Genomic DNA, 24,961 nt, shown 5'->3' on the forward strand with positions numbered 1-24,961 from the left:
CCTTGTTACTGTAAAATGCGAACACTAGGAGCATCTTTAAATATTTCTGAGTCAGATATCACAACGGTATCTCCCACTTTAAGCCCCGTTATCACTTCAACTTTTGCGAGGCTCCTGGATCCAATTTTTATAGGTGTTTTAACGGCAGAGTTATTGGTTATTACATACGCAAATTGTCCATTGTAAGTATTCAAGAACTGGCCGCGCGGTAAATAATGTATGTTGTTCTTTTTCTCTAAAATAACACGAGTGGTTAGCCGTTGGTTTTGTCGTAACCCAGTCAATGACTCATCGTTAAAGCGAATTTTTCCTTGGACTCGGCCTTTTAAAATCTCAGGAGAAATCGCAACAAGTTCACCTTTATAGCTTTGTTGATTTAGTGTGATCTCAGCTTCCATACCCAGAGCTAAATCATCGGCGTAACTTTCAGGAATTTGTACTTCTAACTGATAACGAGATAAGTCAACAATACTTAAGAGTGATTGGTTTTTCGCAACTGCATTTTTTTGCTGTACGTTGAGGTTCCCTACCAAACCGCTTACTGGAGATTTTATTTTAAGGCTATCAACCTGCCTTTTCAATTCAGTAACTTTGACTTGCTGTGACTTTAATTCCAGTTCTCGTGTTTTGATTTCAAACTTTTGGCTTTCTTTTATGAGTTCAATTTCCTTAATAACGTGTTTGTACTCTCTATTGGCATTTTGTAAGTCATCTTTTGCTTTTTGATAATCAATATCACTGATGACTTGATTTTTCATTGCGTCTTCAGAGCGACGCATCTCTCTTCTAGCTGCATTAAGAGAGACATTCGCATGCCCGATTTGATTTTCTTGCTCTAAATTAGATCTTTTTACTTGAATTTTTTCACGTTCAAGTTGGTTCTTTAATCTTGTTAGATTAGCAACTTCTTGGTTATATTCGCTTTTTAACTGCGGGCTTTCAATGATTGCAATAGTTTGCGTGGCAACTACACTATCTCCGGGTTCAACGAGGTACGTCACGGTTCCTTGTGCTGAACTATATAGTACAGGTCTTCTGGCAGCTATAACTTTACCTTGCACCGATAAGTCTTTAACAAATAGGCCTTTCTCTACTGTTGCTAGATGCAATTTTTCTTTATTGATAGCGCTTTGTCCAGAACGCCAATTAAGTAAAGAGGGCAAAATAAATACATAGCTCAATATCAAAACCAGTACCACATAACTCAATATGACTGTTATTTTCTTGATGGAATGAGGTGTAGCAATTTTTGTATCTTGCGCACTTGTATCTGCTATATAGCTCATTGTGGGTTAAGGCTTCCTTTCAATGGTCGTATTTCGATAGTTTAGATACATAAAAGTTACTTTTGAACTTCTAATCAAAGAGATTTCCGAAATAAACTACACTTTATTTTATCAAAAGTCACTTAAGTTAATTAAATGTTTATTTAATTTTTTTTTGGAGAGCTTTTATTCTTCGCTTATGATTAGTTTGAATTGTTTTTTATTTTTTTACATTGTTGTTTTTGTAAGCTTTATTTTTTTATTTGTTCCTGTTTTTATCGTGACAAGTTATTTTTGGTAAATGTTATTTCTAATAATCAAGTGTTGCAATGTTGTAATGTCTTGATGCGTTTCCTGGGCTCTAAAACGTTACTTCTATATTTGGAGGTTGCTTTCTATTACTGGGAATCATCTGCAATGTTTTCATGGTGTGGGCGAATATTTGCATTGACGATACCTTTTTATTGTATTAACTGCTAATTTATCGTCTTGATATTAAAGCTTTTAGTGTTAATTTTGTACGCTTTTGTATTTAAAATACGCTATTTGGTTGAGTTGTTTCGGTAAGCAAGCGCAAAGATTGCTGAAAGTGCAAATTATTTTCACGTTAGTGGCTAACTTTAATTTAAGCGTTGGTTGTTTATATGTTTGGAACGTACTGGTTTATTATTACGAATAACAAGAAAGCGCCAGGTTTTGTAGCACTGCCTTTCTTTACATAACAATCGCTAGATTGGTCGTAGGGTATGCTTAAAGTAACCAGTCGAACACAGATTGTTAGATATTCATTTTGGTTAGGTTTTGTATGGCATTATTATTTTTTACGAAACGACAATATACAGTACCTAAAACCGAAACATCACAGAAAAATACGCAACTTGGCGTTTAGTCATAGGGCTTGATTGCGAATTAACTTAGGGATCTTTGTTTTCGTGTGTTTTTACAATATCTAAATATCGACTTTCAATAAATTTCTTCTCTTTGGTTAAGTGTTTTAGTGCTGACTTTGTTTGTGCCAATTCGCCCTGTAATTGAGCTAATGCGGGGCCATCTTCGGTATTGTGAGCTTGCAATGAAAGCTGCTCTAATGCTTGGCTTTGCTCCGATATTTGACGTTTATAGTTATTCAGCGTATCAATCATATCAGCCTTTTCTCGCTCAAATGAGAGCATCATATTCTGTACATGTTGAGGTGAAGAGTTTGTTTGCTCATTTTCAAGTTGTAATGCTTGGTATTTCTCTTCTAACTGCTCTTTTTCTTTTTGTAACGACTCCACCGTATCGTATTGATCGTAGAGTTTCTTCCGCGTTACTTTCAACTTATTCACACTTTTATCAAGATCGCCTTTGAGCTTGCGTATTAATGCATGCGACCTTGATAACTTTTTATTAAGATCTTTAATGGATTGATCTTCTTCAGGTGTTATATGGTCTTTTGTAGAGGCTCTAATATCGGTGAGCTGTTGTTCTAATGCAATTTGTACTTTTGCTAACTCTGCAATAGTATTGCTGTGGTCATTAATATAGCCTAGTGCGTTATCAACAGACTCTCTGCACATGATGAGCATTTGGTCATCTTGTTGCTGCTGTGGCTTGTTAGATACCACGCTTGTAGCAAACTTTCTGAACTCTCTCAGAATTAATAGTAAGATATAAAACCATGCAGCAAGGATCAATAATCCAAAATTAATGGCTAAATATTGGTAAACAGTAATCGGTAATTGTAAACTCGGCATAATGATGGTTTATTGTTAATTTTGTTGATCATATCTTTTCAGTTTAGTGATGGATGAAAAATATGCCTATAATAAAAAACAAGTTTTTATAAAAGTGGCGCAGAGTGAAAATCTTAATTGTTGATGATAGCCATGCAACTCTGGAAATCGTAAAGCGCGGTTTGGAGAGGTTCGGTTATCGTAAGTTGTTAATTCAAAAGGCAAATAGTGCGAAATCGGCATTGCAATATATAGGTAATTGGAAGCCTGATATTGTTTTGACTGATTGGCATATGCCTGACATGTCAGGTCTAATTTTATTGCAAGCAATAAAACAACGGCAACTAAATATTACCGTTGCGATGATAACGACAGTCGATGAGCAGTCTCAAATAGATCAAGCACTTGAAGCAGGTGCAAGCTTTGTATTATCAAAACCATTCAGCGATGATGAATTACATGAAAAGCTGCTGCCTTTAGTACAAGGTGCGGAAGAAAATGAAATTATACTGGATGATATTGAGGTTAATGGTGAATTAGCTCTACCGAAATTAAGTCAGTTAGAACGTTTGATTCATAAACACATTGATGAATCGTTATGTATTAAACCGATTCAGTCACAAGTGTTTGATGAAACAAAAGTGCCTTGCGTTATGGCCGTTTATGAAGATCGAGAAAGCCAAAAAGTGAGAGCGATTGGGTTGTTAGATATTTATGCGACGTGCGTTATGGCAAGTGGTATTCGCATGATATCTGAGGCAGAAGCACAACAAGCAATCCACCAAAATTTGGTGTCTTCTGAGATATTGGAGGCGGGCAAAGAGGCCCTCAGCGCGACTGCTTTTGCATTTCTGGATAAGAAAACAAGAATGAGCTTAAGAATTAAAACGGTGAAGTTTATAGCATCTCCGTTTCGAAAGCTTGAGCTTTTATATCAAACCCAAGCAGATAGTAGAATCGATTTTAGCTGTCAGCGAGATGGAATGGCGCTCGGAAAGATTTTGCTAGTTGGCTTTTAGTATATTAATTGAACGCAGTTTTAAAACATTCTGTTATGCTATGGCACTGATCAATACGCTCGGATCGGTGATCCCAGCATCCTTCATTGCTTCTTTTACATTATCGACTAAAGTCAGTAAGTTCATTTGTAGCTGTGCGATATAATTGGCTTGTTGGAGTATCATATCTTTTTTAGTGTCTTCATTTAGATCTGTTTGATTTTTCAATTTTACTAAGCGCTCTTCTTCTTCTTTTATTTGTTCTTTAATACGCTCTATTTGTTCAAGCATTTTTTGAATATGTTGCGGTAAGCCGTCCTTTTTGGATTTTACTTGTTCAGAATCGTCGGTGTTACTCAACTGCTCTCGGTCTTTTTGAGAAAGGCGGAAAGTTGTCGATTTTTCATCTAATTCATTCTTGTTCTCAGTTTGGGATAATGCGCTTTGATGAATCTGCGAATTAGAGTGTAATTGTAAGTACTGAGATGCCGGTTGCTGAATTTTCATCCTGTAAATCCATAAAATAATATAAACTACTGAGTAATGTTATCGGCGCAGGATAAATTTTCTTTAGAAGAAATAGGCGGCATCCGTGCCGCTGCAAGTGCTTGGGAATTGCTGTATTGCTGTTTCATGAAAATATTACTTAAATACTAAATATATCAATGTCTTACTGATTATTGAGCAAAACTTATAATGAGATTTTGGTTAAGACAATTTGTACTTTTGAGCAAGAACTAATTGACTATTATGGAGCGCTCGCATTAACGCTTGCAGTAAATCTTTGCCCTTTGCTTTAACTGAGATGTCGGGCAACCCTGGCATCACTAGACTAATATGACAAAGTTTTAAAGCGCCATGGCGAGCATGTCGTATATCACTGACTTGTATATCTATTTTTCGAATATTTGCCTTATATCGGATAAGTTGGCCTGAAACGAGCTTTGACAACTTGATCCTCATAGCGGCATTCATTACCTTATCTTTCACTGTCAATTTTAGCTTCATGGCTATATCCAAGTATAAATTTAGTGTAATTAGTCGCGCCTTTATTGCAGGCATGTAGTTAATCTACTAAGGTATATAAAAAGATTAAAGCTGATTATTTCTTACTTATTCATCGGTAAAAGCGAATGATAACAAACATAAATTACAACCACCTCTATTATTTCTGGCAGGTAAGCAAGCATGGCAGCATTGCGAGTGCAAGCAAGGTCTTACATTTGACGCCGCAAACCGTCAGCGCACAGATTACCAGTTTAGAGCAGCGCTTAGGGAAACCATTATTCATACGTGAAGGGAGAGGGCTGAGATTGACCGAATTTGGTCAAATTACTCAACAATACGCTGATGATATGTTTGCGATTGCTGAAGAGTGGTTGGAAACTACACAAGGAGACTTGGATCATATATCGCGAACGCTAAGAGTTGGGATTTCTGATGCATTACCTAAATCTTTGGTATCAAAGTGGTTATCACCGTTTATAGATAATGAACGGATCACGAATTTACATTGTATTGATGGCCAGCAAGCTGAGCTGCTTGCCCAGATGTCGATCCACAAGCTAGATTTAGTCTTAGCTGATAAGCCATTAGACAGCACATTGCCATTTAAAGCGTTTTGTCATGAGCTCGGTAAAAGCCAATTAGGTTTTTTCGGTAATAGAGCATCACTTGATGCACTAAAAGAAAGCTACCCTAACTCTCTTGCCGATGTTCCAGTCATTCTCCCTGCTAAGTCAAGTCCGATGACGAGTGCAATTAAATACTGGTTAGAGCAACAGAGTATCGAAATATCTATTGCAGGTCATGTCGATGATAGTGCATTGATGAAGGCATTGGGTCAACAAGGCTTCGGCTTATTTGCAGCCCCGTTGCTTGTCAGTAAAGAAATTGAACGTCATTATGATGTGAGTCTAATAGGTAGCATTGACAATGTTTACCAGCACTATTATGCATTTACGCCAGATAGGTTAATTAAAGACTCTATCTATTCTGAATTTGTAAAATATGCGCAGCACATTCATATTTAAAGATTCTGTGGCTGAGAAGCGTGAATAAATTTATGTTTTAACCATGATGTAAATTGATGAAGGTCTGATGGCTCCTGTGGCTTTTCTGGGCTTACTAAGTAATAGCTGTAGTCGAGTTTTAACACTGTATGGTCACACTGAACCAGCATACCCCATTTTATTAAGTCTGAAACCATATGATGCCATGCTAACGCGAGCCCTTGTTTGTGCTTGGCAGCTTCGAGTGAAAGTCCTACATGACTAAAATGACGGTGTATCATTTTTGTGTCAACACAAATGTGATGTTTTGATAACCAGTGTTGCCAAGTTAAGTTACTCGGCCCATCCTCAAGAGCTGCGTTGTATTGTAATAAGGGATATTGAGAGACGAGCCTTGATATATGATTATCGCATCCCACCGTCAACAGATCTGGGTGGCAGACTGGATAAACGTATTCTGAAGCGAGAAATTGGGCATGGTTGTTTTGGGTATAGCCAGTACCAAAATGTAGGTGGGCGTCTATATGGGATGTGGAGAAGTTGACGAGTTGGTCTTGTGCATGTAATACGATGCTAATATCAGGGTGCAAATCATAAAAATCAGGTAGTTTTGGCAATAACCAGTTTTGCGCTAATGATGGGATGGCGGCAATATGTAACGTGCGCAGCTTTGTTGTAGAAATACTTTTTGAAACGCCCTCTTGAATTAATGATACACCCTTGTTGGCATTTTCCATCAGAGCTTTGCCTGCTTCAGTGAGCATGATCCCTTTAGATTGGCGCGTAAACAGTGATACACCAAGCTGCGATTCAAGTAATTTCATTTGATGACTTATTGCACTGGGCGTGATGTGTAAAATTTCTGCAGCGCGTGAGAAGCTCAAAGTTTGTGTGACAACCGTAAAAGTATGAATTGCTGAGAAAGAGAATTGGGTTGTCATATCTTTGATGAGTTTAAATCATAGGATTGCTGATTATGACCGTATATTTAAGAATAATTCAAGGTTTTACTGGAGTTACTATTTAAAAATTAAGTTGTTGTGTGAGTATTACTCATGTGAGGGTGATGGATTTTCGCTTTTTTTAGAACCGCGAGTTATGCAAAATATGTGGTGTTGAATTACGAAAAAATTTGAGGAAAAAGCATGTCTAACTATCAGGCCGTTATACAGTGGAATAAACAAAGTACAGAGTTATTTGTTGATAGAAAATACAGTCGTGTACACCACTGGCTATTTTCAAGTGGCACACGTATAGCTGCATCATCATCACCGAGTATAGTCCCAGTACCCTACTCTAATGAAGCTCATATTGATCCTGAAGAAGCATTTGTAGCGGCGCTATCAAGCTGTCATATGTTGTTTTTCCTTGATTTGGCTGCACAAAGAAAACTCATGATTGAGTCGTATTATGATGATGCACTCGGAACACTTGGTTTAAACCATCTTGGTAAAAAAGCAATGACGAAAGTTGTCTTAAACCCCAAAGTAATTTGGGGCGCAGGTGTTGAGGTTGAGCATAGCTTGATTGAAAGCCTTCACCATCAAGCTCACGAGTTATGTTTTATCGCCAACTCTGTACAAACTGATGTGTCAATTAACTTAGCTTGATATGATTTATTGGATTAGAAAACAAAATTTTATGTCAATGTAAGTACCAACTTACATTGCGCGATGTATTTATTGCTACTCACTCATGGTGATACTTAGGTGACTAAATGGACTTGCTAAATATTACTTCTAACGAAAATAACGGAGGTTCATGTGCTATTTCATGGTGCCAATTGAGTTTTTGACATATCTGCTTTAGTAATAATAGTCCTAAGCCAGAGCCCTTTGTATCCATTTTTGATGCAATGCAGGGGTTACTAAATACCATCCGTGTATGAGATAAAGTCGTGGTCACTTCGCCATTGCCATGTTGTAAAGCGTTTCGATAAACTTGTGTGAGTAGTAAACTGACAAGCGGTTGATGTGCATTAATGAATGTCTCCTCGGTGGTTATTAGGTTGTGTATGAGCCCATGAGTGGTATATAAAGCTGCAACAGTGTTGATTGTTGCACTGAGGTTTATGGGTTTAATTTCATGAGGATTAAGATGCCACAAGGCTAAAATGGCGGTACTCGTCTCAGTTAAATTAGCTTGAGCGCACTCTAATTGCTCGATGATTGATAAAGACTCAAATGGTAAATCATCTAGTTGTTGCAAGCGGGCTAAACTGTGCCTAATTTGTGTTAAAGGTGTTCGCACTTCATGACTTAAATAGGCTGAAAGTAAGCGGTCTTTTTGTTGTGCATAACGTTCGGCTTGCCGCGAAATAAGGAGTGCGTCAGCGATATTTTGTAACTCAATAAACTTAAATTCTAGTGCTTTGTGCTCTGGGGTTATTAACTGTTCTAGCAGGCGAGTTTGCTGTTTGATGCGGTAAGCTGCTTTACCTATCACATAAAGGAATATGGTCGTCAAAGCACCCATTAGTAACATCAGAAAAGGTAGAATCGGCGCCGATTCATCCTCATCAAAATAGTGCATGACGAAAATCGTTGGTGTATTAGCATCATGCAGGTATGGCAAAATATAGACGGCGTCTTCTTGATGGTTACTAAAATATATGTCGTTAATAGGGAGTAGCTTTGCTTTCCATAGCGATAAGGCCCAAGCTGGTAAATCCTGTTCATCGGAGGTTATCAGCTTAAAGTCATCTGTGTATGGTAATACCTGATTTTGTATGACGGCTTGTTCTGCATCATAAAACAGATAATGGGCTGCCGTTTCATCCAGAGCAAAGTCATAACTTACTTTCGCCATACAGCCCCATAGAAACATGACTATTAGCGCGCATAACCCGAAACGCGCAATAAGATAATTAACGAGTGATTGGTTGTTACTCATCATCGCGCTCTTTAAGTGCTAAGCCTTGTTTCTTCAACGTGTGTAACAGTACTTTTTCGTTCGGCTTTGTTATATTTGTACGTAAACGTGTTACAAGTGATTTATACATATTATTATTAACATCTTGGTCTGGCCAAATTGTGGCAATGAGGCTGTCTTTACTTACAGGGTTGGGGCTGTGGGTGATAAGCAGAGCCAATAGGCTCCATTGCTGGGGAGATAGTACCAATGTTCGTTCGGCTCTTTTTGCTATCTTGGCATCTAAATCAACAAACAGGGAGTCGAGTTGGAACGTGGTATTTTTTGCCGGGGTGTTTTTTCGGGCAAGCAGTTTTATACGTACAGCGAGCTCCTCTAATGCGAAGGGCTTAGTGATGTAATCTAAGGCTCCCACAGAAAACGCAGCAAGTTTGTCAGTGAGCGCATTACGCGCAGATAGAAATAATATGGGGGCACTGTTTTTTTCTAGTGTTTTGGCAAATTCAATACCAGTGCCATCAGGGAGGTTTATATCTAAAATAATGGCCTCATAATACATACCTTTTGAAATACTTCTAGCTTGTGTTAGTGAACTTGCATAATCAACTTCGATACCCTCTGCATTTAAAAAGTCGATGGTTTGGGCTGCTAAGATAGAATCATCCTCTACCAGTAATATAATCATAGTTAGCCTATGCTGTTACCTTATGGTTACCTCTATCCTGATATTGTATCGTGAAACCTAAGGAGTCAACTATGAGTAATCCAACTATGATATTAAGTACGACTTTACTGGCAATATCTTGTGCTATTTCCGGCTGTGGTAGCGATTCGAATTCTGTGACAGCACCAACAGTTGAAAGTGATGGTGACTTATCTAGTCATGTAGTCGCAACAAAGGTGTTCACAAATGGTGAAGTGTATACGGTAAACCCTGAGCAGCCTTGGGCACAAGCTGTGGCACTCAAGGGTAACAAAATTATTTTTGTTGGTAATAACCAAGGTGTAAAAGCGTATTTAGGGAAAAGTACCCACATTATAGATCTTAAAGGGAAGATGATGATGCCTGGTTTTCATGATGTGCATATGCACCCTTTGGAGTCTGCATCTGCAGCAACGCAATTCACAATTCCTGCCTATGCAAGTGAAGGAGAATACATTGATGCGATTTACACAGCGTCAGTGCAAAATCCAGACGCTCAATGGTTAATTGGGTATGGCCATGAAATTACTTCTTTACTTGAAATGGAAAGCGCTCCTTTATCGGTTATCAATGAAGCCGTAGCAGATCGGCCCGTCATCATTATGGAGCAAACTTCTCATTCGATGTGGGTGAATGGCAAAGCATTGCAACTTGCTGGTATTAATGTCAATAGCCAAGATCCTATTGGCGGAGTTTATGGTCGGGATGTTTCCGGAAAATTAGATGGTATTTTATATGATAATGCCGGCAATCAAGTTATGGAATTGGCGATGAAGTCGCTGCCGAATGCACAGCAGCAAGATCATTCAGGCCTAATTGAATACACTATGCCTGAGTTAAATAAAGCGGGGATCACTTCGATTAGTGATGCGCGCACTTATTGGCAGCGAGGTCACTTAGAAACGTGGCAGCAAGTTGAAAAGGACGATAAGTTGACATTACGTGTCAGTTTGGGGTTATGGGCATATCCGGGAATGAATGATGAGCGCCAAATTTCAACGCTTAAGTCTTTGTACCAAAATGACCCACAGAGTTTGCTCAAAGTGAATCAAGTTAAGTTCTATATGGATGGTATTTTGGTTAATACGACTGCTGCGATGCATGAACCATATGATACAAATTGGCTCGATTTGTATCAAAATAAAGGTTTGAATTATTTTACGCAAAGTCGTTTGGAAAAGTATATTAAAGCGCTAGAGGCTACAGGCTTTGATTTTAATATCCATGGAATTGGCGATAGAGGCATTCATGAAGCACTGAATGCTATTGAGCGCGCATCAAAGGGCAATGCTCGACATCGTATAACCCATTTGGAAGTTGTTAACTCAGAAGACTATACACGTTTTGAAAAGCTGAATGTGATCGCTGATGCGCAAGTTGCGGGTGAGTTTACAGATCCTAACCATTGGCCTGATACCATACCATTAATAGGTAGCGAGCGTGCCCAAGACCTTGTGCCAATTAAAAATTTACTGAGTGCAGGTGCTACCCTCACGCTCAGTAGTGACTGGAATGTGAGTACTTTTAACCCATTTGTTGGCTTGAGTAATGCGATATCGAGGGTTCCACAAAACATTACACTTGCCCAAGCAATTGAAGCATATACAATAAATAGTGCTTATGCGATGCGTCAGGAGCAAGTGGTCGGTAGTATTGAGGTAGGAAAATTAGCGGATCTTGTTGTGCTAGACAGGAACCTGTTTGAGCAAAATGCATCTGAAATAAAAAATACCAAAGTTGAAATGACGTTACTAGACGGTGAGGTTGTGTATCAACGTTAACTCATTAACTAACCTCAGGTTTGGATAAGGGTTTTGGAATAGGAAATATTTTGAAAACAAACTTACGTACAATCCAATGATGATATTTTGTTTAATATCAAGGCGCTTTTATGCAGTAATAGCGGGCTATTACAAATGAAAGCAACGTCGAGAGTGAGAAAAATAGCTTTATTGGACAAATTCGCTTATCCAGAGCTGAGGTTAACTATATTTATGTAATATAAGGGGGGGGGAGAACGCCCCTTTTTCAATTCTGATTTAGTTCTTTGATTTAGTTCTGGGAAGTCGTTTGAATACTGATGATAAATACCTTGCTAGGCTATACCGTTTTGTTACTCAATAAATCTCTCATAGCCGTGACTCCTAATTTATGCGCGATTTCTTATTCGACTGAGCTGTTACTTTTTTTCAAGGCACGTACAATGTGCATATTTGAAATTATGTGTACATAATTATGACCCCAGCAGCTCTAACAACACTTGATCAGCACATTCGTGAGGTAAATTATTTTGGTGATGAAGTACGTCGCCTGTTTCATGGGCGAGGTCGGTTTTACCCTGGCTTAGAACAGCTCACTGTTGATTGGCTAAATGGACAAATATTAATTTCTTTGTTTAAAGAACCTTCAGTTGAATTTATCAAGGAATTGACTCAATGCGTTGATAAATGGACACAAATACCAATGTGGCAAGGGCAAGTTCGCAGTGTTTTATTGCACCACCGTAGCCGACAAGGTGCCCCTATGGATGTGCTATTTGGAGAGCTCACCCCAACTCAAGTAGTGATTGAGAATGGTTTAAAGTTTTCACTTGATTTAGGGTTAAAGCAAAACAATGGACTGTTTTTAGATATGAGAAACGGTCGAAAATGGGTAATGGAAAATGCCAGAGATAAAAATGTGCTCAACCTCTTTGCTTATACGTGTGGTTTTTCTGTGGCGGCAATCGCAGGAGGTGCAGCTCAGGTTGTCAATTTAGATATGGCAAAAGCAGCATTGAGTAAAGGAAGAGATAACCATCGTCTCAATCAACATGACACGGATAAAGTGAAATTTTTAGGTCATGATCTGTTTAAATCTTGGGGGAAATTAAGAAAGTCTGGACCTTATGATTTAGTCATAATTGACCCGCCAACATTTCAAAAAGGCAGCTTTGCTTTGACTAAAGACTATAAAAAAATATTACGCCGTTTGCCTGAACTGTTGAAAAGCAACGCTTATGTACTAGCATGTGTGAATGATCCAAATTTAGAATCACAGTTTTTGATAGATGAAATGTTAGAACAGGCGCCAGAAGTAACATTTGTTACGCGATTAAACAATCCGCCAGAGTTCGTTGATAATAATATTGAAGGAGGGTTGAAGAGCTTACTATTTTCATATGGCAAAATTTAATGTTTATTTTGCAAGCTCTATCCATACGCCTTGAGTCAGTAGGTTAAAGTTACAGGCTTTAAGCTCAAAGACTGCATTGGGCGTCCCCGCGGCTGCCCAAATGACATTATAGTTTTTTAGTTCATTGTCTAATATTGTGATGACTTGTTTATTTAATGCAACAGGAGGGACGCCGCCAATTGCATATCCAATTTTTTCTTTAACAAATTTGGCATCAGCCTTGTCTAATTCAATCCCTGTTGCGGCAAATACTTTGTCTTTACAGACCGTGTGCTTTCCAGAAGTGACGACTAATACTGGCTCCCCCGAATCTCTATTTTTGAATATGAGAGATTTGGCTATTTGAGCAATATCACAGCCTAGGGCTTGCGATGCATCGAACGCAGTTCTAGTTGAATATGGGAGTTGTTTAACGACAAATGCGATATCAAATTGTGCAAGGTAGTCTTGCACTCGTTGGGCACTTCCTTTTAGCGTAGTTGACATCTTAACCTCTCTCGGGCGGGAGACTTACTGGTTGCGTATTGTATTTATATCGAATGGGCATGTGATATTCAAGCTTGCGTTACATTCTGCAAGCTTTTGCAATGCTAGAAAATAAAATTAACTCGTAAAATTTAGCCAAATATTACTGGTTTTTGTTTTGGAAACGTAAATTTTATGGGGTTATTTAGATAAATTTAAATTTAAGATGAAATCCAACCGTGAGAATATTTCATGTTTTTATTGACAAATAATAATACACTAGGATGCTGAAATATAGGGCTTTAAGTTAAGTGTATTGACATAATGTTGTTGCTTGACCTACACACTTAAGGACTCTGTATAGGGGGGTTCATCAATACTCCGTTAATTGACCTGTGATTTAGACAGAATCATTTCTTACATAACACGTGATGAAAGTGTGTTTTACGGTCGTAAGCTGCTGTGTTTGGCACTTTTGCAAAAAATGCACGATAAGAAAATGTTGACTTAGTATAAGAGTGTAGCGCTAACACGTGTATTTTTAAATGAGTAACCGGTTCGATGAATGTTCAGTACTGCCGGTAAGAGTATGTATCAAATCTTGATTTATGTCCTAATAATAGAAACCAAAATAAGCAAGTGTGGCTTTATATTAGAATTGTTCAATCCGTATGGTTGTAAATTGATCTATATATCCTAAAGTGTAGTTAGAATTAGATGGTATTGACTGAGTAGGTTGTGCAGTAAGTCAGCATCATCAGGGATGTTGTTAGCAGGTTTGAAGGAATATATGTACTCTCGTTACGCAATGCGACTTAAGCGGATGTCGGTACCATTCATCTTGTTGGTGCTAATTGGTACGCTGATCATATCTTTGTTCTTTTTTGAACAGAAAATTCAACGTGAAGCCCAACAAAGTGTTGATGAGTCTTTGACATTTTTATTGAAAAATAAAAAACAGCACTTGTCTGAATATATTCAAATAAATAGTGACTTTTTATTTTTTTTGTTAGATACCCCACCGATACAAGGCGTTTCCCGAGCGTTGTTGAATGAAGGGGTAGACCCCGTTGATGGTATAACTGTAACACGTTGGAAAGAGCGGTTAAGTACTATTTTTCAGTCAATGATGCACACTTATACTGATATTCGGCAATTGAGGTTAATTGATAGCAGCGATGGTGATGAGCTGGTCAGGGTTGATCGTTTCGGTGGTATTGTTAAAGTACAACTTGAACCTAAGTTACAAAATAAAGCAAGCAAAGATTACTTTACTGAAACGCTAAAATTAAATGAAAGAAGCTTGTACATATCTCAATTAGATCTAAATAAAGAGCGTGGTAAAATAGTACACCCTATCGAGCCTACGTTAAGGTTTGCGTTACCTGTTTATAATGATGATAACGTATTACTTACTGTACTGGTATTAAACCTCAATGCCGAAGAGCTATTACAAAATCTATACAGCAATGTAGAACCAGCGTTACAGTTATTACTGTTAACCCAAACGGGTCATTTCATTTATCATTTTGACGAGGCATTACGCTTTAGCCGTGATCTGAGCCCAGATACAACATGGCAATCCTTATACTCAAAAGAGCCTTGGCTGCATGGCGGCCTATCTCTTGTCACGTTAAAGAAGGATGAAAAGCAGCAGTTTATTTCAAAAGAGGGAGTTTTAAGAACATCATCGAGTGACCAGCATGGTTTAATTAAAATTATGGTGGCTATGCCTATTTCAACGTACACAGAATTATTATTTGAAAAGAGATTGAGTACTTATGGTTTGCTTGTGGTGCTGAGTTTGATCTTTGTGATTGTTTTGACAATTATATGGTTCTACTTTAAAAGCTCTCAAAAACTTATCGACACTCAGTCAGAATTTGCAGATATTATTGATGGGGCTTCTGGTGGCATTATTGGTTTTAATACGAAGCTACAAATAACCAGTTTTAATCGCACCGCGGAGCGGTTTTTTCCTGAATTGGCGCGCAATATTGGTATTGGGTATAAAATCTTAGAGCCGTATGTGGAACAAGATTTTTTCCACCATGTATTAAATCAAGTCAGTAAAAGTCAAGTAATTAGCCCTTTAGAGGTCACTTTAGAGCGTGAAGAAGAGCAGGTTATTGACCTTGAGTTTACTATTTCTCCCATTCGAAATGCCAATACAACGATAAAAGGGTTTGCTTTATTCATTACAGATGTGACCGCTCAGAATAAGGCCAAAGACAAGATTAAGAATAATAATGCATTACTAGAGCAGCAAGTCACAGAGCGAACTGCAGAGCTTGAAAGTGCGAAAAAACGAGCTGAGGAAGCGTCCAACATAAAAAGCTCATTCATCTCAAGTATTAGCCATGAAATGAGAACCCCCCTCAATGGCATTCTGGGCACATTAAACTTGGTGTGTAGAGATGTCGTATCTAAACAACAAAAGAGTTACTTAGATATGATGAAAACCAGTGCACAAACATTAACGAGTTTAATTAATGATATTTTGGATTTATCGAAAATTGAAGCTGGGAAACTGGAGCTAGATAGTGAATTGTTTGATCCTATTTCTTTGCTGGAGCATGTCACTTCATCTATAGGGGTAAAAGCACAAGAAAAGCAATTAGATTATCAATTAGATGCTCTAGATATTGAGTATTTAGGACTATTTGGTGATGCGAGTAGATTGAAGCAGGTGTTATATAATCTATTAAGTAATGCAATTAAGTTCACGGAAAAAGGTGGCGTATATGTAGTTGCAAAAACGGTGACCGATAGCGAATATGTTTGGCTTGAAATAAATGTGCGTGATACGGGCGTTGGCATCTCGAGAGAAAACTATAATAAGTTGTTTCAAGCATTTTCTCAAGAATCTGCAACAATCACCAGTCAATATGGTGGTACTGGCCTTGGATTATCTATTTGTAAACAACTGTGTAAACTGATGGGAGGAGATATCTCTTTTTCTTCAGAGAAAGGTTTTGGCAGTGAGTTTATATTGCGGTTGCCCTACCCTATTGAAAGTGCCAAACCACTTCATGTTATGCCTGTATTATCAGGTACTCGTGTTTACATTGAAAGCCCATCTCCTGAATTCGTTCAGTTTTTAGAAAAGCTAACGACCCGTTTTGCAGGCGAAGTAACGCACCAAGATAACGCTGATTATTGGTTTATCGATGCATCAAGTAGTGCTATGGAACGACATATTATACATCCGTTGGCTAGTAAACGTTGTTGTGTATTTTATGATGCGATGAATTGTACTGTGCCAGCTAATGTTCGTGCGAGTGTGGCCAAACCAATACGTTATCTCGATGTATTGGTATTAATTAATAAAGATAAAGCGAATATCATGTTTGATTTGATAGAAGACAATCAGCCTCATCCGCAAGAGCCCGAACAGTACCGAGCGCTGAAAGGAAAGGTTGTTATGGTGGTAGATGATAATCAAATTAATCTTGAGGTAGCAAAAGGAATGTTGGTGTCACAAGGTATTGATGTATTGATGGCAAATTCTGGAATTGATTTATTAGAGAAGCTTAATGTGGCATCAGCCCAGTCTTTGGAGATTATGGCAATTTTGATGGATTGTAACATGCCATTAATGGATGGTTATGAAGCGACGAGTGCCGTTCGCGCAGGAAAAGGCACAGAGCACTACCGAAATATACCTATCATTGCGATGACTGCAGGTACTATGTCGGGTGAAAGAGAGCGCTGTTTGTCTATCGGCATGAATAATTACATCACTAAGCCGGTAAACCCCGATAACTTGTTCAGTACATTGATACTATATATCTCTGATGATATTGAGCGTGGAATTGAAAGTTCCACGACCTTTTTGGAAGTGCTTGAAGATGAGCAAACCCTCAACATTGAAGATGCATTAGAGCGCATGCAAGGTGATAAATCACTGTATTTAATGATTTGTGAGTTATTTTTGGCTGACGTCCCTACCAAGTTTGATGAAATAGCACTGGCAATAAAAAACGAAGCGCACGAAGAAATTAAACATTTAGCACATGCGATTAGAGGTCAATCAGGAGATGTAGGTGCAGAAAAGCTATTCTCGCTGGCGGTAGTGCTTGAAGAGGATGCTTGTACACAACCAACGATTGCCATTTATGAGGCGACGTATAACAAAATGCTAGAAGAGTTAATACGAGTCAATAAAAGGATCGATAGTATGCGTCATGTCAAAGCCAGCTGAAGTAGTTGTTTTGCGCGCTGTTGATATGACTTATGTTTACGGGAGCCAATCATAGTCCATCTGCCGTGCAGTTTTATGGGCTATGCCTTTTCCAAACTTAGATTGAATAATTGATAAGCTCATATCTATCCCAGCCGCTATCCCCGCAGAGCTAGTAAAATTTTGATCTACAACAAAGCGTTGGTTTTTTATAACTTCTAGTTCTGGGTAACTATGTTGGAGGTCACTCACATCACTCCAGTGCGTGGTAACCTTTTTTCCATCAATAATACCTGCTTGAGCAAAAAGAAATACGCCTGTACACACTGATGCGCATGCGGGAGTGTGTCTCGCTGTTTCGGCTAACCATCTAAGGACTGTGGGGTTTTTTATAATACCCGTGTGTATACCTCCTGCGGCGATGAGTAAATCGAATTTCGGGTGGCCATGAATACTGTAATGGGGGTTGACACTCAGTCCTCCCCTCGCTTTTACAGGGGAATGAGTCGGTGCGATTAAACTGACATTGATGTGTTGTTCGGTAAAGCGGTTAGCAGTACAAAACACCTCAAAAGGCCCACAAAAATCGAGTACTTCAACATTGTCATATATAAATATACCGATTTCCATATTTATACCAAGATCAGTTTCTTACTAAGTTGCATCAATATGACGACAATTGCAACAGTCATTTTTATTGAACGCGATAAATTGGCTTTTGCCGCGAATTGATTGCATGTTTTGATAGTGATATTAGACTAACGCCCATTGAAGGTTGTAGACATAACTAAATTGAAAGAGAACAATATGATTAAATCAACAATAACGGCGCTAAGTGTTGCTGTTGTTATCGGCTTAAGTGGCTGTAACAATACGTCAGAACCACAAGGAACTGATGCGGTGAAAAAAGCGAATTATTCAAATGTTCTATTACAAGAATTCTCAGGTCCATTTCAGGGCGTTCCACAGTTCGACAAGATGAACCTTGTAGATTTGAAGCCTGCATTAGAAATGGGGATGGCTGAACATTTGGCTGATGTAGATAAAATAGCAAACAACCCTGCCTCACCAACATTTGATAATACCATTGCAGAATTAGAGCGAGCAGGGAGAAGCTTAGATCGCGTTTTTACGTATTATGGTATTTGGAGAAATAATAAGTCATCAGCTGAAGCGCGTGAATTGCAAAAAGAAATAGCGCCTAAGCTTTCTGAGTATGACTCAAAAATAATACAAAATAGTAAGTTGTTTAATCGTGTTAAAACGGTTTTTAATAGTGATGAGTATAAAGCGTTAACACCTGAGCAGCAGCGTATTACTTGGCTAACTTATAATAACTTTGCTCGAAATGGCGCGACATTGCAAGGTAATGCAAAATTACGTTATGCAGAAATTAATCAGCAATTAGCCTCTTTGCAAACGAAGTTTTCTAGTAATGTCCTGGCTGATGAGGAAAGCTATGTTGTTTATTTAAATGCATCTCAATTATCAGGTTTACCGGAGTCATTTGTGGTAGGTGCGGCGGCGGCTGCTGCGGAGCGAGGTAAAGTTGGTCAATATGCAATAACAAACTCTCGTTCATCTATGGATCCGTTTTTAACCTACTCAACAGAGCGCTCACTTAGAGAGCAGGTATGGAAAAATTATTACAATCGAGGTGGGAATGGCGATCAATATGATAATAATGGAATAATTAAAGAAATCTTAACGCTACGCCATGAACGAGTTCAGTTGTTGGGGTACGAGAACTACGCACAATGGCGTTTAGAAGATAGAATGGCGAAAACACCAGAGAATGCGAAGGCATTAATGGACCAAGTTTGGCCTGCGGCTGTTGCTCGTGTAAAGGAAGAAGTTGCAGATATGCAGGCGATAGCAGATAAAGAAGAGGTAAAAATAACAATTGAACCTTGGGATTATCGCTTTTACTCAGAAAAAGTACGTAACGACAAGTATGCTTTAGATTCAAATGAAGTGAAGCAATACTTACAACTCGATAAACTCCGAGAGGCAATGTTTTATGTCGCTGGGCGACTGTTTAATTTTGAGTTTTCAGAGGTAGTAGATGGTTCGGTGCCTGTGTATCACGATGATGTACGTGTCTGGGAAGTAAAAGATAAGGCGTCAGGTAAACATGTCGGATTATGGTATTTAGATCCATTTGCGAGAAAAGGAAAGCGTTCAGGTGCTTGGGCAAATACATTTAGAAGTTATACCACGATGGATGGTGAAACTAATGTTTTGAGCACGAACAACTCTAACTTTGTAAAAGGGCCAGAAGGTAAGGCAACATTAATTTCTTGGTCTGATGCACAAACGTACTTCCATGAATTTGGTCATGCATTACATTTTTTATCTGCTGATGTTGTCTATCCTCAATCACATTCTGGTGTGCGTGATTACACTGAGTTTCAATCACAGCTACTTGAGCGTTGGTTAACAACTGATGAAGTGATTAATCAATTCCTAGTGCATCATGAAACGGGTAAACCGATACCCAAAGAGCTGGTCGCTAAGATTAAGAAGTCAGCAACCTTTAATCAAGGCTTCTCTACAACTGAGTATATGGGTTCAGCAATAATGGACTTGTTATATCATAGTACGGATCCGACAAAGATTGATCCCGCTAAATTTGAAAAAGAGCAACTGACAAAGTTGGGTATGCCTGCGGAGTTGGTAATGCGTCATCGCAGCACTCACTTTGGGCATATTTTTTCAAGTGAAGGATATGCAGCAGCATATTATGGATACTTGTGGGCTGAGGTTTTAACTTCAGATGCTGCTGAGGCGTTTGCTGATGCACCAGGTGGATTTTATGATGAAGCACTGGCAAATAAGTTGGTTAAACACCTATTTTCGGTCAGAAATGCGATGGATCCAGCTCAAGCTTATCGTTTGTTTCGTGGACGAGATGCGGATGTTAGCGCACTAATGCGTGACCGAGGCTTCCCTGTTAAGCAATAAGATTAAATAAGTTTTGAAGAGAGCTCACAAAAGTGGGTTCTCTTAAACTATGTGCTTATATCTGGCGAGGGGACGAATTGTCACGAACGTTTTTTTGGAAATAATTTCCACCAGAACATGGCTTCAAAAGTAAAACCGCAGATTATAAAAATAAAAAAACCGCTTTTAATTCCAGCGCTATAGCTTGATAGTGCCGCTATAAGCAGCAAAAATAGAATCATAACCCGATATATAATATTCATAATTGCTTCCTGCTGTTGAGTTCTAATTAATTCATACAACTATTCATTTAATATTGAAAACTTATTTCGACCTGTTTCTTTCGCGTTATACAATGCAGCATCGGCGCGACTTAGTAACTGTTTGGTATCACATCGCTGACTTTCAGCTAAAAAGGTCATGCCCACACTCACTGTCACTACTTCCATAGGCGAACCGATGTTTATTATCGACAGGTTTTTAATTGCTGAGACAAGTTGGTTGGCAATACTTTTGGCGCCGTCTTGAGAGGTGTTGGGTAACAGCACAATGAACTCTTCCCCTCCATACCTAAAAACCGTATCTATGGGTCTTTTTATTTGGTTTTTCAGTGTTATGGCAACTTGTTTCAGTACATCATCTCCTTGTAAGTGGCCGTATTCGTCATTGTATTTTTTAAAAAAATCAATATCAATCATCATTGCGGCAAACGGCTGTTGTAATCGGGTTGTTTGCTTAAGTAACCGTATTATTTCCATATCGAAGAAGCGGCGATTGTAGATACCAGTTAAACCGTCGACAAAAGAGTATTTTTTTAATAAATCAGTTTGTAGCTTGTACTTTAAGTGTGTTTTTACTCGATTTTGTAATGTTTTTGGGACTATTGGTTTTGGTACAAAATCTACAGCACCAGAAGACCAACAAAGTTCTTGGTTGGCTTCGCTGGTGTTCGATGTGACAAAAATAACGGGAATTTCAGAAAGTTCTGAAATATTTTGCATTGTTTGGCATGCTTCAATACCTGACATTCCTTCTAATATCCAGTCCATTAATACCAAATCAGGTTGAGAATCTTGGCAGACACGAATTGCCTCTTCCGCGGATTCAACGGCTGTTACTTTACACACGCTTCTTAAACAACTCACCAGTAGTTGGCGCATTAAAGAAGAGTCATCGACCACAAGTACCCAGCAGTCATCCATGTCATTTAAGCCTTGAAACATAGTCCTTTAAAACCCTTCTTCTGTGGCGCATAAGCCGTATTACTAACGTTACTTATTCCAAATTTAAACTAAAACAAAGATAAAATCACGTTAATATACGGTGCGAGATAAATAAATGCGCTTATACGCTCCTTAAATTGAGCACCTTATCAGTGCACCACTGTTGCTAAAAAGTATGACAGTTCATTATGAATTACCAGAGACTAATTGGAACATTTTTGGTGGCGCAGGAGCAGGCAATAACTCCTGGTTTTGTGATGTATTAAATGTTGATATTTGTTGTAAAAGGTGTCGTGCTTGCTCTCGCATTTCTTGTCCAGCTTGGGTTGATTGTTCAACCAATTGCATGTTCTTTTGAGTTAAATTATCAAGTTGGGCTACGGTAGATGAAACTGCTACAACACCATCAGATTGTTCTTTACCTGCACGAGCGATATCCATAATCATACTATTAACTTCCTGAACGACGAGGGTCAATTCTTTGAAGCGTTCACCGGATGTCACTACCAACTCACTGCCTTTGGAAACCGCTAAGCTGCTATCTTCAATTAAATTTTTTATTTCTTTGGCTGCTGATGCACTTCGTTGTGCTAAATTGCGGACTTCACTTGCAACTACTGCAAAGCCTCTACCAGCTTCCCCTGCTCTAGCAGCTTCAACAGAGGCATTGAGTGCAAGTAGGTTTGTTTGAAAAGCGATTTCATTAATTACTCCGATAATATCGGAGATTCTGTTACTACATGCTTCAATATCAGACATGGCAGATACCGCGTTTGACACGGTTTCACCACCTTGTGACGCCTTCTCCATCGTAAGCTCAGTGCGTGCAGAGACATCTTGGGTGCTTTTAGCATTTTGTTGCACGGTTGCGGTTAATTGCTCCATGGTGGATGCCGTTTCTTCTAAACTAGATGCTTGGCGCTCAATACGTTTACTTAACTCTTCGCTGTCAGTCGCGATGTTTTGTGCACCTTGGAATACATTGTTTGATGCTGCGGTGATCTCATGAATCATGTTGTTTAGGTTGCGTGTAAGTCCATTCATCGCGTCTTTTAATATATTGAATTCATTCCCTAAATCGTCATGTATTTGATGAGATAAATGGCCCTCAGAAAGAGAGATGATGGCATCTTTAATACTCTTTATTGCTAACTTTCTCGCCGTGATATCGGTTGCGTATTTGACAATTTTAAAAGGTTTACCGTTGGTATCAAAGATGGGGTTGTACGATGCTTGGATCCAGATATCAGTGCCATCTTTAGCCTGTCGCTTATATTCTCCGCTATCGAATTGACCCTGATTCAATTTCTGCCAAAACAAACTGTATTCATTGCTAACAGCATAGTCTAGGTCGACAAATATACGATGATGCTTTCCTTGAATTTCTTCTAATCGGTATTGGGTGGTTTTCAAAAAGTTGTCATTGGCATGAAGTATGGTGCCGTCCAAATTAAACTCGATAACAGCTTGTGATTTATTTATTGCACTGAGCTGCCCTTCATAGTTTGCGCTTTTGGCCTTTTGTTCTGTGATATCGGTGGCGAACTTTACGACTTTTATGGGTTGGTTATCAGAATTAAAAATTGGATTGTATGTTGCTTGGATCCAGATTTCCTTTTTATTTTTTCCGAGGCGTTTATACTCGCCTGAATGAAATTTACCTTGGTTCAATGAAGACCAAAAATCACGATACTCTTGACTATTGGCGTAACTTGGCTCGGCAAATATACTATGATGTTGGCCTTGTATTTCATCAAGGGTGTAACCCATAGCAGACAAAAAGTTGTCGTTCGCGGTCAGTATGGTGCCATCCATGGTAAATTCAATGACTGCTTGAGATCTATTGATTGCTTCAAGTTGGCCTTCAAAGTTTGCGGTTAATTGTTTTTGTTTTGTAATATCTGCGGCATATTTAACTACTTTAAAAGGTTTACCACTTAAGTCAAAAATAGGGTTATAGGAAGCCTGTATCCATATTTCTCGTGCATTCTTGTCTAATCTTTTAAATTCTCCAGAGCTAAATTGTCCTGCGTTTAATTGCGCCCAAAAAGTGTGGTATTCATCGCTTTGGGCATATTGCGGGTCTAAAAATATTTTATGATGTTGCCCCACTACTTCATCAAGCGTATACCCCGTTGTAGCTAAAAAGTTTTCATTAGCAGAAATGATTGTGCCATCCATAGCAAATTCTATCACCGCTTGAGATGTACTAATTGCATTAAGTTGACCTTCATAGTCGGCCGCTTGTAATTTGCTCGCGGTTATATCTGAGGCGTATTTTACAACCTTAAAAGGTTTCTTTTCGCTATCAAAAATCGGATTGTAAGTTGCGTGTATCCATATTTCTTTGTTGCCTTTAGCTAGTCGCTTAAATTCTCCTGAGTAATATTGTCCTTGTTTTAAGTTACGCCAAAAGTCACGGTATTGCTCGCTTTCTGCGTAGTCTTGTTCGGCAAACATACTATGATGTTGACCAATGACTTGATGACGTTCATACCCCATGGTACTCAGAAAGTTATCGTTTGCTTTTAAAATATTTCCGTTTAAGTCAAATTCTATTACAGCTTGTGATTTATCGATGGCTGTAATTTGTCCATTGCTATCAATTTGTTGTTCTTTGTATGAAGAGATATCAAACAGTAAGAGTATTATTTTATCCTCAATTGAGCTGTCAGTTGGCACTGTTGAGGTGACGCTAAACCAAAGAGTGCGGCCTGCTTTTGTGGCTACTTTAAATTCACAAGGGGATGTATTCGAGCTTTTATGCTCGAAGCCTTGCAAAACAGCCTTGATGGGCGAACCGATTAAGTCCGTATCAAGATAGCCGGTTAGGGATAAGAAATGCTGGCTAAGGTGAATGACATTTCCAACATTGCTGACTTCAATAATGGATTGATTGTGTTCGATTAAATTTAATTTTGATTGTATCGCTATTTGCTTTAAGCGATCAGTCCTTGAAGTAAATATCATGGAAAACCACGTATATAAATGAGTTATTTATACAAAAAGATAGTTCAACATAAAGGTTCTGCCACTGTGCAGTTCGTATATTTCTAAATAGTTGGGTTACAGCCAACAGGGTAACAGTGTTTACCTACAAAACGGCTCAGAAGTTTTAATACTTTCTAAGCCTGTCTTTTCTTTAGGTACAAATAAGAGGGAGTTATAGATAATGGCCTCTTTGGTCAGACCTGTGTGTAGGGTTATGAATTTATTATCGAAGCTGTGTGTTTGTTTTTATTTTAGGTATATAAAAACCAATGCTAAAAGGTCATTTTTATTACTTTAACTAGAACAATGGGGTTTATTTTGATACAAATGGTGCAACTTTTGACATACTAAATAATAAAAAACTAATACAAAGGATTGTTTTGGCAAGCCTCATGGAGCAGGAAAATTGCTATATGTC

At 38.5% G+C, this 24,961-nt stretch carries 18 protein-coding genes; 7 read left to right on the plus strand and 11 right to left on the minus strand.

Going from position 1 to position 24,961, the window contains the following annotated elements:
- Positions 1-5: 5 nt before the first annotated feature.
- Together J8L98_RS01700 and J8L98_RS01705 are read right to left on the minus strand one after the other, a co-directional pair.
- Entirely contained in the window at positions 6-1,286 is a 1,281-nt protein-coding gene (locus tag J8L98_RS01700) for an HlyD family efflux transporter periplasmic adaptor subunit (RefSeq protein ID WP_210995002.1), read from the minus strand.
- 893 nt (positions 1,287-2,179) lie between these two features.
- Entirely contained in the window at positions 2,180-3,001 is an 822-nt protein-coding gene (locus J8L98_RS01705; protein ID WP_210995003.1) for a chromosome partitioning protein ParA, read from the minus strand.
- 104 nt (positions 3,002-3,105) lie between these two features.
- On the opposite strand from J8L98_RS01705, the gene J8L98_RS01710 reads away from it, so the two are divergent.
- Positions 3,106-3,999, plus strand: a complete 894-nt coding sequence (locus tag J8L98_RS01710) for a response regulator (RefSeq protein WP_210995004.1) — start codon at positions 3,106-3,108, stop codon at positions 3,997-3,999.
- 33 nt (positions 4,000-4,032) lie between these two features.
- On the opposite strand, the gene J8L98_RS01715 is transcribed toward J8L98_RS01710, so the two are convergent.
- Both J8L98_RS01715 and J8L98_RS01720 read right to left on the minus strand, forming a co-directional pair.
- Complete coding sequence (locus J8L98_RS01715; RefSeq protein ID WP_210995005.1) at positions 4,033-4,485, minus strand: hypothetical protein; 453 nt, start codon at positions 4,483-4,485, stop codon at positions 4,033-4,035.
- 201 nt (positions 4,486-4,686) lie between these two features.
- On the minus strand, positions 4,687-4,986 hold the full coding sequence (locus J8L98_RS01720) for a hypothetical protein (RefSeq protein WP_225738519.1): 300 nt from the start codon (positions 4,984-4,986) through the stop codon (positions 4,687-4,689).
- Between the two features lie 125 nt (positions 4,987-5,111).
- Between J8L98_RS01720 and nhaR the strand changes: the two genes are divergently transcribed.
- Positions 5,112-6,011 carry a transcriptional activator NhaR gene (gene nhaR / locus J8L98_RS01725; protein WP_192509360.1) on the plus strand — a complete coding sequence of 300 codons (900 nt, stop codon included), beginning with the start codon at positions 5,112-5,114 and terminating at the stop codon, positions 6,009-6,011.
- Here nhaR and J8L98_RS01730 read toward each other — a convergent pair.
- A complete protein-coding gene (locus J8L98_RS01730; RefSeq protein ID WP_210995006.1) occupies positions 6,008-6,931 on the minus strand; it encodes a LysR family transcriptional regulator in 924 nt (307 codons plus the stop codon). The two genes, nhaR and J8L98_RS01730, sit on opposite strands and share 4 nt — an antisense overlap.
- A 204-nt stretch (positions 6,932-7,135) precedes the next feature.
- Here J8L98_RS01730 and J8L98_RS01735 point away from each other — a divergent pair, with 204 nt between their 5' ends.
- Positions 7,136-7,600, plus strand: coding sequence for an OsmC family protein (locus J8L98_RS01735; protein ID WP_192509362.1), 465 nt, complete (start codon positions 7,136-7,138; stop codon positions 7,598-7,600).
- Positions 7,601-7,703: 103 nt separating this feature from the next.
- On the opposite strand, the gene J8L98_RS01740 is transcribed toward J8L98_RS01735, so the two are convergent.
- Both J8L98_RS01740 and J8L98_RS01745 read right to left on the minus strand, forming a co-directional pair.
- A complete protein-coding gene (locus tag J8L98_RS01740) occupies positions 7,704-8,885 on the minus strand; it encodes a HAMP domain-containing histidine kinase (RefSeq protein WP_210995007.1) in 1,182 nt (393 codons plus the stop codon).
- Positions 8,875-9,546, minus strand: a complete 672-nt coding sequence (locus tag J8L98_RS01745; RefSeq protein ID WP_210995008.1) for a response regulator transcription factor — start codon at positions 9,544-9,546, stop codon at positions 8,875-8,877. The genes J8L98_RS01740 and J8L98_RS01745 overlap by 11 nt, the downstream gene beginning before the upstream one ends.
- Before the next feature lie 71 nt (positions 9,547-9,617).
- Between J8L98_RS01745 and J8L98_RS01750 the strand changes: the two genes are divergently transcribed.
- Together J8L98_RS01750 and J8L98_RS01755 are read left to right on the plus strand one after the other, a co-directional pair.
- Positions 9,618-11,345 carry an amidohydrolase gene (locus J8L98_RS01750; RefSeq protein ID WP_210995009.1) on the plus strand — a complete coding sequence of 576 codons (1,728 nt, stop codon included), beginning with the start codon at positions 9,618-9,620 and terminating at the stop codon, positions 11,343-11,345.
- Positions 11,346-11,799: 454 nt separating this feature from the next.
- Positions 11,800-12,738 (plus strand): class I SAM-dependent methyltransferase, encoded by a 939-nt coding sequence (locus J8L98_RS01755; RefSeq protein ID WP_210995010.1) that lies wholly within the window; start codon positions 11,800-11,802, stop codon positions 12,736-12,738.
- Positions 12,739-12,741: 3 nt separating this feature from the next.
- Here the strand turns inward: J8L98_RS01755 and J8L98_RS01760 are convergent, their stop codons facing one another.
- A complete protein-coding gene (locus tag J8L98_RS01760; protein ID WP_210995011.1) occupies positions 12,742-13,224 on the minus strand; it encodes a YbaK/EbsC family protein in 483 nt (160 codons plus the stop codon).
- 769 nt (positions 13,225-13,993) lie between these two features.
- Between J8L98_RS01760 and J8L98_RS01765 the strand changes: the two genes are divergently transcribed.
- On the plus strand, positions 13,994-17,407 hold the full coding sequence (locus tag J8L98_RS01765; RefSeq protein WP_210995012.1) for an ATP-binding protein: 3,414 nt from the start codon (positions 13,994-13,996) through the stop codon (positions 17,405-17,407).
- A gap of 36 nt (positions 17,408-17,443) precedes the next feature.
- On the opposite strand, the gene J8L98_RS01770 is transcribed toward J8L98_RS01765, so the two are convergent.
- On the minus strand, positions 17,444-18,016 hold the full coding sequence (locus J8L98_RS01770) for a DJ-1/PfpI family protein (RefSeq protein ID WP_210995013.1): 573 nt from the start codon (positions 18,014-18,016) through the stop codon (positions 17,444-17,446).
- Between the two features lie 177 nt (positions 18,017-18,193).
- Here J8L98_RS01770 and J8L98_RS01775 point away from each other — a divergent pair, with 177 nt between their 5' ends.
- On the plus strand, positions 18,194-20,350 hold the full coding sequence (locus J8L98_RS01775; RefSeq protein ID WP_210995014.1) for a M3 family metallopeptidase: 2,157 nt from the start codon (positions 18,194-18,196) through the stop codon (positions 20,348-20,350).
- A gap of 281 nt (positions 20,351-20,631) precedes the next feature.
- On the opposite strand, the gene J8L98_RS01780 is transcribed toward J8L98_RS01775, so the two are convergent.
- Both J8L98_RS01780 and J8L98_RS01785 read right to left on the minus strand, forming a co-directional pair.
- The gene (locus tag J8L98_RS01780) at positions 20,632-21,552 is read right to left on the minus strand and encodes a diguanylate cyclase (protein ID WP_210995015.1); all 921 of its coding nucleotides are present in this window, start codon (positions 21,550-21,552) and stop codon (positions 20,632-20,634) included.
- A 186-nt stretch (positions 21,553-21,738) separates the two neighbouring features.
- Positions 21,739-24,522 (minus strand): methyl-accepting chemotaxis protein, encoded by a 2,784-nt coding sequence (locus tag J8L98_RS01785; RefSeq protein ID WP_210995016.1) that lies wholly within the window; start codon positions 24,520-24,522, stop codon positions 21,739-21,741.
- Positions 24,523-24,961: the final 439 nt, after the last annotated feature.

This window comes from Pseudoalteromonas sp. MMG013 (assembly GCF_018100885.1).
Classification (GTDB): domain Bacteria; phylum Pseudomonadota; class Gammaproteobacteria; order Enterobacterales; family Alteromonadaceae; genus Pseudoalteromonas; species Pseudoalteromonas aurantia.